The 7,063-nt window shown below is 56.0% G+C and carries 4 protein-coding genes; 2 read left to right on the top strand and 2 right to left on the bottom strand.

What is annotated here, in order from left to right; all coding sequences use genetic code 11:
- On the bottom strand, positions 1-3,089 hold a 3,089-nt coding region (locus ACY692_RS13465; RefSeq protein WP_462325894.1), incomplete at its 3' end, for an efflux RND transporter permease subunit.
- Complete coding sequence (locus tag ACY692_RS13470) at positions 3,086-4,144, bottom strand: efflux RND transporter periplasmic adaptor subunit (RefSeq protein ID WP_462325895.1); 1,059 nt, start codon at positions 4,142-4,144, stop codon at positions 3,086-3,088. The genes ACY692_RS13465 and ACY692_RS13470, both read right to left, overlap by 4 nt.
- 639 nt (positions 4,145-4,783) lie before the next feature.
- Here ACY692_RS13470 and ACY692_RS13475 point away from each other — a divergent pair.
- Both ACY692_RS13475 and ACY692_RS13480 read left to right on the top strand, forming a co-directional pair.
- A complete protein-coding gene (locus ACY692_RS13475) occupies positions 4,784-5,893 on the top strand; it encodes an ABC transporter substrate-binding protein (protein ID WP_462325896.1) in 1,110 nt (369 codons plus the stop codon).
- Between the two features lie 66 nt (positions 5,894-5,959).
- Positions 5,960-6,796, top strand: coding sequence for an ABC transporter permease (locus ACY692_RS13480; protein ID WP_462325897.1), 837 nt, complete (start codon positions 5,960-5,962; stop codon positions 6,794-6,796).
- Positions 6,797-7,063 lie beyond the last annotated feature (267 nt).

Here is a 7,063-nt window from a genome sequence, read left to right on the forward strand (position 1 = left end):
ACCGGCACCATGAGCACGGTCAGAAAGGTCGAGGTGCACAGCCCGGTGACGAATGTCGAGGCCATGGCTCCCCATACAAGCGAGTACTCCGGGATGCCCAGGGCCATGGGCAAGAGGCCCAGAGTGGTCGTCAACGTGGTCAGCAGGATGGGGCGAAGCCGGATTCTGACCCCTTCGAGAATGGCCTTTCTCCGGTCCATGCCCTCCCGATAGCGTTTGTTGATGAACTCGATGAGCACCAGGGAGTCGTTGACCACCACCCCGGTGACTCCGACAATGGCGATGAAGCTGTTGATGGTGAACATGGCTCGGGTCAGAAAGATGCCGTAGATGATTCCGATGAGGGCGAAGATGACTGCGGACATGATGATGAAGGGCTGAATATACGAGCGGAACTGGGTGGCCAGAATGGTGTAGATGATGAGCAGGGCGATGCCAAAGGCGTAGGTCAGGGACGTGTAGGAGCGACGGGTGTTTTCGAACTCCCCGGCAAAGTCCAGGGTGGCTCCGGGATACTCGCTCTGGACCCCGGCGAAGAAGGTCTTGACCATGCGTACGACGGCAGGCGTGGAAAGGTTCGATCCGGTCCTGATGTTCGCGGTGATGGTCACGGCCCGCTGGGTGCGGAACCGTTCCAGAGAGCCCTGTTCCATGGATGTTTCCATTCTGGCCAGATCTCGGAGGCGGATCGGTCCGGTCGGGTTTTCCAGAAGCGGAATGTCCAGTCCTTCCACGGGTTCATTGACCATGTCCGGATCGATTTTCACCCGGATATCCACGTCTTCGTCCCGGGTTCTGAAGGTGCCGAAAAACCCTCCGTCCAGAACAGAGGCTGCCAGTCCGGCCGCAGCATCGACACCCACCCCGTGTTCAGCCGCGCGGTCGGGATCGATGACAAAGGTGATCACCCTGTGGGGGCGGGCCTCGCTGGTGCCAAGGTCCAAAAGATCGTTGGCCGTGGCCGGATCGGAACGCAGGAACTCGAGCAGGGTCTCTGACAGGTTGGAAACCGATGCATCGTTGTACCCGATGACCCGGATATTCACGTCTTTACCCGCGGGGGGACCGTCTTTCTCCGGCCTGATCCGGATGAGGGTTCCATCGTGTGTGAACGGCTCCAGCCGGTTCCTGATTGTTTCCAGATGGGCTACCGGATCATTGACAGGCGCGTCTTCAAATTGTCGGTCCCGGGTCGAGGGAAGGGTCACGGCCACATGGCCGAGATTGGATCCGAAGATCGGTTCGTAATCTTCACTGAGATAGAATCCCGCAAACCCGGCCGCGGATTTGATCAGGGCCGGGCCGTCGTCCATGAGAAAGGTGGAGACCTCTTCGAGTTTCGAGCTCATGGTCTCGATGGGGGTACCCGCGGGCCCTTCCATTTCCACATAGTACAGGGAGTAGTCATCGGGAAAAAAGGTCACCCGGATAAGCGGTATTTTGCCGGAAAAGGAGAGCGCGGCAATGACCACGGCCCCGGCAAAGAGCAGGGTGACCACCGCAATGGACAGAAACCGGAACCGAAGTGTCAGGCCGAGGCAGCATCCGGTCAGCTGTCTGAGTCGTTTCATGAACCAGAATTCCTGTTCCCGGTCGGGTACACTCCCGGTCCGGGGCCCCCATTCCAGATAGTGGGTGGGCAGGATGAACAGACATTCGATGACCGAGGCGAGCAGGGCAAAGGAGACCGCCTTGGGAACGATGGCGAAAAATTCTCCCGTGGATCCGGTCATGATGAGCATGGGCATGAACGCGGCAACCGTGGTCAGGGTGGCCGCGATAATGGGCAGAAAAACCTCGGTGGTTCCTTCCACAACGGCCTTGAACAGTGGTCGGCCTTCCTGGAGATGGCGAAAGATGTTCTCCACGACCATGATGGCGTCGTCCACGATGATTCCCGAGACCAGGACAAAGGCGAACAGGCTGACCTCGTTTAAGGAATTGCCCGTGGTCCGCATGATGACCATGGTCAGAAGAAAGGCAAAGGGCACGCCCACCGTGGTCAGACAGGAATTGCGCAGCCCCATGAACAGCCAGATGAGCACAAAGACCAGGCAGATGCCCAGCAGAAGATTGGAGCCCAGGGTCCGGATGGAATCGCTGACATTGACGGTGGAATCCTGGGTCAAAACCACCTGGACCTGTTCCCGGTCCAGGCGTTCGGCAAACTCGTCCAGAACCCTGTGGACTTCCTCGATGATATCCAGGGCATTGCCGTCCCGTGTCTTTAAAACCTGCAGGGTGACGCATTCTTTCCCGTTGACCGTGGTGATGATGAAGGGATCGCGGAAGGCGAGTCCGGCCCGCGAGGCCACGTCCGCCACCCGGACAAAGGAGCCGTCGCCGTCTTTGCGAACAATTGTCCCCATGACCTGGTCCCGGGTCCGGAATTTATGATCCACCTCGAGGGCGAATTCCCCGACGCGGGTGGCCATGTCTCCGGCCGGAAAGGAGACGTTGGACCTGACCAGCGCCTTGGTGACCTCCTGAAAGGATACCCCGAGCCGGTTCATGCGTTCGGGGTCGAGCATGATGTGGAATTCCCGGGTGTATTCGCCCTGCAATTTGACCTCGTCGACCCCGGTGATCTGCTGCAGGGGAACGCGCATCTCCTCGGCCATGAGGGTCAGGGCCCGGTTGGTACGGTTTCCCAAGAGGTTGACCGAGACCACGGGAAGCCAGTCGTTCACGTCAATGAGATTGAAGGTCGGCGGATCGATTCCCGCGGGCAGCTCGCCCATGATCGAGAGGACCTTGAAGCGGAGATCGTCGTAGCCCCGGTCGTAATCCGTGTCGTCCAGGAATTTGACCATGACCGAGGAGCGTTCACGAAAGGAGGTGGACTGGATGTACTCAACATTGGCCAGATCCTCCAGACCGTCCTCGATCTTCTGGGTGATCAGGGTTTCCACCTCGGTCGGAGTGGCCCCGGGGTAGAAGGTGGAGATGACCACCTTGCCGAAGTTGACATTGGGATACCGCTCCACCGGCATGACCAGCAGGGAGACAACGCCCCAGACCATGAGCATGATAAAGATCAGATTGACGAAGACCGGTGTGGAAAGGGCGAAGCGGATCAGTCCCTTCATGGCCGCACCTGGAGGGGGTCACCCGCGGCGAGATTCCTTGAAGAGATCTTCACGAAACCGTCTTTTCCCTTTCCCAGCAGGATGACCTTGATCTCGGTGTTGTCTTTTCTGGTTACCCAGTGGGTTCCGTACCGTTCGAAAACGGCCTGCTCCGGGACCTCGTATGTTCCCTCGGGTTCGGGGATATCCAGGTCGAGCTCGCAGCGAAGGCCGCCCCTGCACAGATTTTCGGGAGGCGTGATCAGGAGCTCCACGTTGGTCTTCCGGGTGACTGGATCGAAATCAGGGGCGATGCGGAAGATGACCGCTTCAAGGGTTCGCGGTTCAGGGCCTGTTCCTTGATCGGGGAGGCGGATCGCAAAAGATGGTGATCTGGAAAGGGCGGTGAATTCTTCCGGACTCAGGGCCAGGGGAATGCGCAGGGTCCTGAAATCTCCCAGGGTGGCCACGGGTGTGCCCGCTGCAATCCATTCCCCGGGTTCCATGTCCCTGGTGACCACGGTCCATCCCGAAGGTCCGGTCAGGGTATGCCGGACTTTCTGTTCCTCGAGGCGTTCCTTTTCGGCCCTGAGTTCTTTGAGTCGGAGCCTGGCCTGATCCAGGTTCTGTTCCTGAAGATCAAGGTGGGTCCGGGCCTGGGTTTCGCGTTTGACCAGTTCCCTGGAACGTGAGGTTTCGATCTCCAGATACCCCATCCGGCTTGCTGCTTGCTCCATTCTTATCCCGGTCTCTCGCAGATCCAGATCCACAAAGGTCGTGTCCAGCCGGGCCAGGACGGATGAAGAGGGCACCGGGTCCCCGACATCGGCACCCACCTCGGTGCACCGGGCCGCAACCTCACTGGTCACGGTCATGGTCCGCCTGGCCCGGGTGTACCCGGTCAGGGTCACGGTGCGTGTGGCCAAAAGGACCTGGGCGGTACCGGGCCGGGTCACCGGTTGCCCGTCCGCATCGAGCGGTGCCGGAAGGGACAGACACAGCAGGCCTATAATAGTTGCAACGAGCCGGCGGAGCAGTGATTCATGGAAGGCTTGTCGAATGGTGTCGATTTTCATGGACCCGACCTGATTATGGTTCGATGTGGTAGGAGAGGTAGTATGGAGAAAATTTTGGACCAAAATACGTGAGAACCACAAGAGAAGCAAGACCGGTCCATAACACGGGGATGCTCAGACGCTGAGCCCAGGGGATGGCATGCATTGCCCAAAGGGATGTGCCTGCAAAAAATATTTTTTGCAGGCTGTTTTAGGTTTTAGGTTATTAAGTTTTAAGTAAAAACAGATAGTTAACTCTCATGATTTTTCGGGATTTGGCGACGGAGGCATTTTTTGCAGTCGCATCCAAAGGGTGGGAAGCACCCGGGGGGATATCGCAACAAAGCCCGTGGGAGAGCGTAGCATACTTTTCCACGGGCTTTGGGTATCAGTTTGAGAGTCCCTCGTAGAGAGAAAAGATATATATCTAACGATATCAATGTATTGTATTTCAACAATCCTTTGAGAGATTAATTTCGATCCTTTCAGTGCATCCATCGATTGGTCTGTTATGCTTATTTACCACTTGGATCAGGAAAACTGATTGATTTTGTCTGGTTTGATTTGAACAATAAATTTGACATAAGACATCATTCCCGTTGTATAGAAATCGTTTATTGTTTTCGATATCATCGATTTAAAAAAACGGGAGGAGTATCAATGGCGTTGGAAAGGTATAAAAGGGCCGCGTTGGTATGCGGTGTGCTATTCAATCTTGTTGTTCTCATGGGGACCACAGCTTTGGCCGGGACCAAGGCACCTATCTACAACATGGGGTATATTTTCACCACCCATCATACCCCCTTTATGGTGGCCATGTCCGAGGGAGAAACATTCAAGGATTTCGGTGTCTATCTCAAACCGATTGTGGAAAAGATGAAATATGCCCTGATGGACGGGGACACCAAACTGGCCACCCTGAATATCATTGTGGCCAAGAGCGGTTCCGAGACCTCGACCCTGTTTGCCATGGATCGCTTGGATATCGCGCTGGCATCAGGAACGGCCATGATGTCGGGGATCGATAAGGGGACCAAGATCAAAATGCTCTGTCCTCTGCACGTGGATGGAATGGGTCTCGTGTTTCCCAAGGGGAGCACCGTGGATGGCTGGGATGGAGTCCTCGCGTACATCAAAGCGTCCAAGCGGCCCGTCAAGATCGGTTATCATTCGCCGACCAGTGCCCCGCGTATCGTTATCGAAGGTGCTTTGAACAAGGCCGGGCTCAAGGTGACCCAGGATGCCACGGATTTTGATGCAGACGTGCTTTTGGTGGATCTCAAATCCACATCCAATCTGATCCCCGCCCTGGTGAGCAATCAGGTGGATGCCTGGGTTGGTCCTGCACCCCATCCAGAGGTCGCCGAGCTCAAGAATGTCGGTCATATCGCCCTTGATCTGCGCGATCTTCCCCCGGCCGGAGCGTGGCATAATTTCCCCTGCTGCGTCATGGCCGCGCGTCAGGATGTCATCGACGAAAATCCCAAAGTTGTTGAAAAAATAGTGGAATTGCTGACCAAGTGTGGTGAGTGGACCAATACCCACACTGCCGAGCAGAGCCGGATTGCCTCGGAGTGGATCGGTGTTCCCGCCAAGGCCATTGAAAATTCGACCATCATCTATACCACCGATCCTTCAGCAAACTGGATGCATGGTGAAGCCATCTACCTGGATATTCTGAATGACATGAACAAGTTCAAGGGACAGCTCAAGGGCAAAACCCTGGCCGAGGCCAAGCCGCTTCTTTATGATTTCAGTTTTGTTCAATAGTGCACACTTTCCGAGCCCCGGTCCGACAGAGATCGGGGCTCGGACATGGAGAACAGCAGGATTGCTATGAATAAGCTCGTTTCCAGATTTTCCCTGGCCCTGACAACACCGATACTTTTTCTGGTCCTATGGTCCTGGATTGCCGGTCGGGTGGATAATCAGGTCATCATGCCCTCGCTGGACGCCGTGCTGGATCTGCTTGCCCGGCCCAATCAGGACCTGATCTCCATGGGATCGCTGGTGACCAATGTCCTGGTTTCGTTGTTCAGGGTGCTGATCGGGTATATCCTGGCCGCGGTCATAGCCGTGCCCCTGGGTATCGCCATGGGGTACTCCGCGGTGATCCATACCCTGTTCAATGATTTTTTGAATCTGTTCCGCCCCATTCCCCCGCTGGCGTGGGTGCCTCTGGTCATGGCCTGGTTCGGAGTGGCCAGTCTGGCGGATATGTTTGGAGTGGAGGACGGCCAATGGTTCATCTACCTGTCGAATTTTAAATACTCAATGGTGTTCATCATTTTCATTGGCGCTTTTTTTCCCATCCTGACCAGTGCCATCCATGGCGTAAAAAATGTGAACAGAATTTTCATCGATTCCGCACGGGTGCTCGGTGCCGGCGAGCGAACCATCTTCTTCAAGGTTCTTCTGCCCGCGGCCATGCCCGCCATTGTCAACGGCATGCGTATCGGTCTGGGTATCGCATGGATGTGCCTGGTCTCTGCGGAGATGCTCCCCGGCTCCCTTGCGGGAATCGGCTATCTGATCACCCATGCCTATACCGTGGCCTCAACGGATATCGTCATTGCCGGTATGGTGGCCATCGGCGTGGTGGGGGCGCTCATGGATGCGTTGTTCCGCTATTTTGAGGTGAAGAAATTCAAGTGGCAGCGTTTGAACAGATAGTAGGGGCGGATTCCATATCCGCCCTTTTATGCGTCCAGAACCCATCCCCGTCATTTACAAAAACCCAAAACCGGCATGTGACATTATTTTCGTTATACCCGTTTGTTTATCCCCCCGTAGCGACGAACGGCTTTCCCGGCGACTCACACATAACCCAAAACTGACATGAGATAACCGGAAAGGAACACACAATGGGCACCCCTTGCGGGTGCCCGGATCTGGAGAGTGCGATGAGCAGTGCAGTGATGGAAGTAGCGGGGTTGCGCA

Source organism: Desulfoplanes sp. (genome assembly GCF_054921335.1).

Bases quoted from the DNA above. Each gene is read 5' to 3' on its own strand.
- ACY692_RS13470 (WP_462325895.1), bottom strand. From the start codon at position 4,144: ATGAAAATCGACACCATTCGACAAGCCTTCCATGAATCACTGCTCCGC.
- ACY692_RS13475 (WP_462325896.1), top strand. From the start codon at position 4,784: ATGGCGTTGGAAAGGTATAAAAGGGCCGCGTTGGTATGCGGTGTGCTA.
- ACY692_RS13480 (WP_462325897.1), top strand. From the start codon at position 5,960: ATGAATAAGCTCGTTTCCAGATTTTCCCTGGCCCTGACAACACCGATA.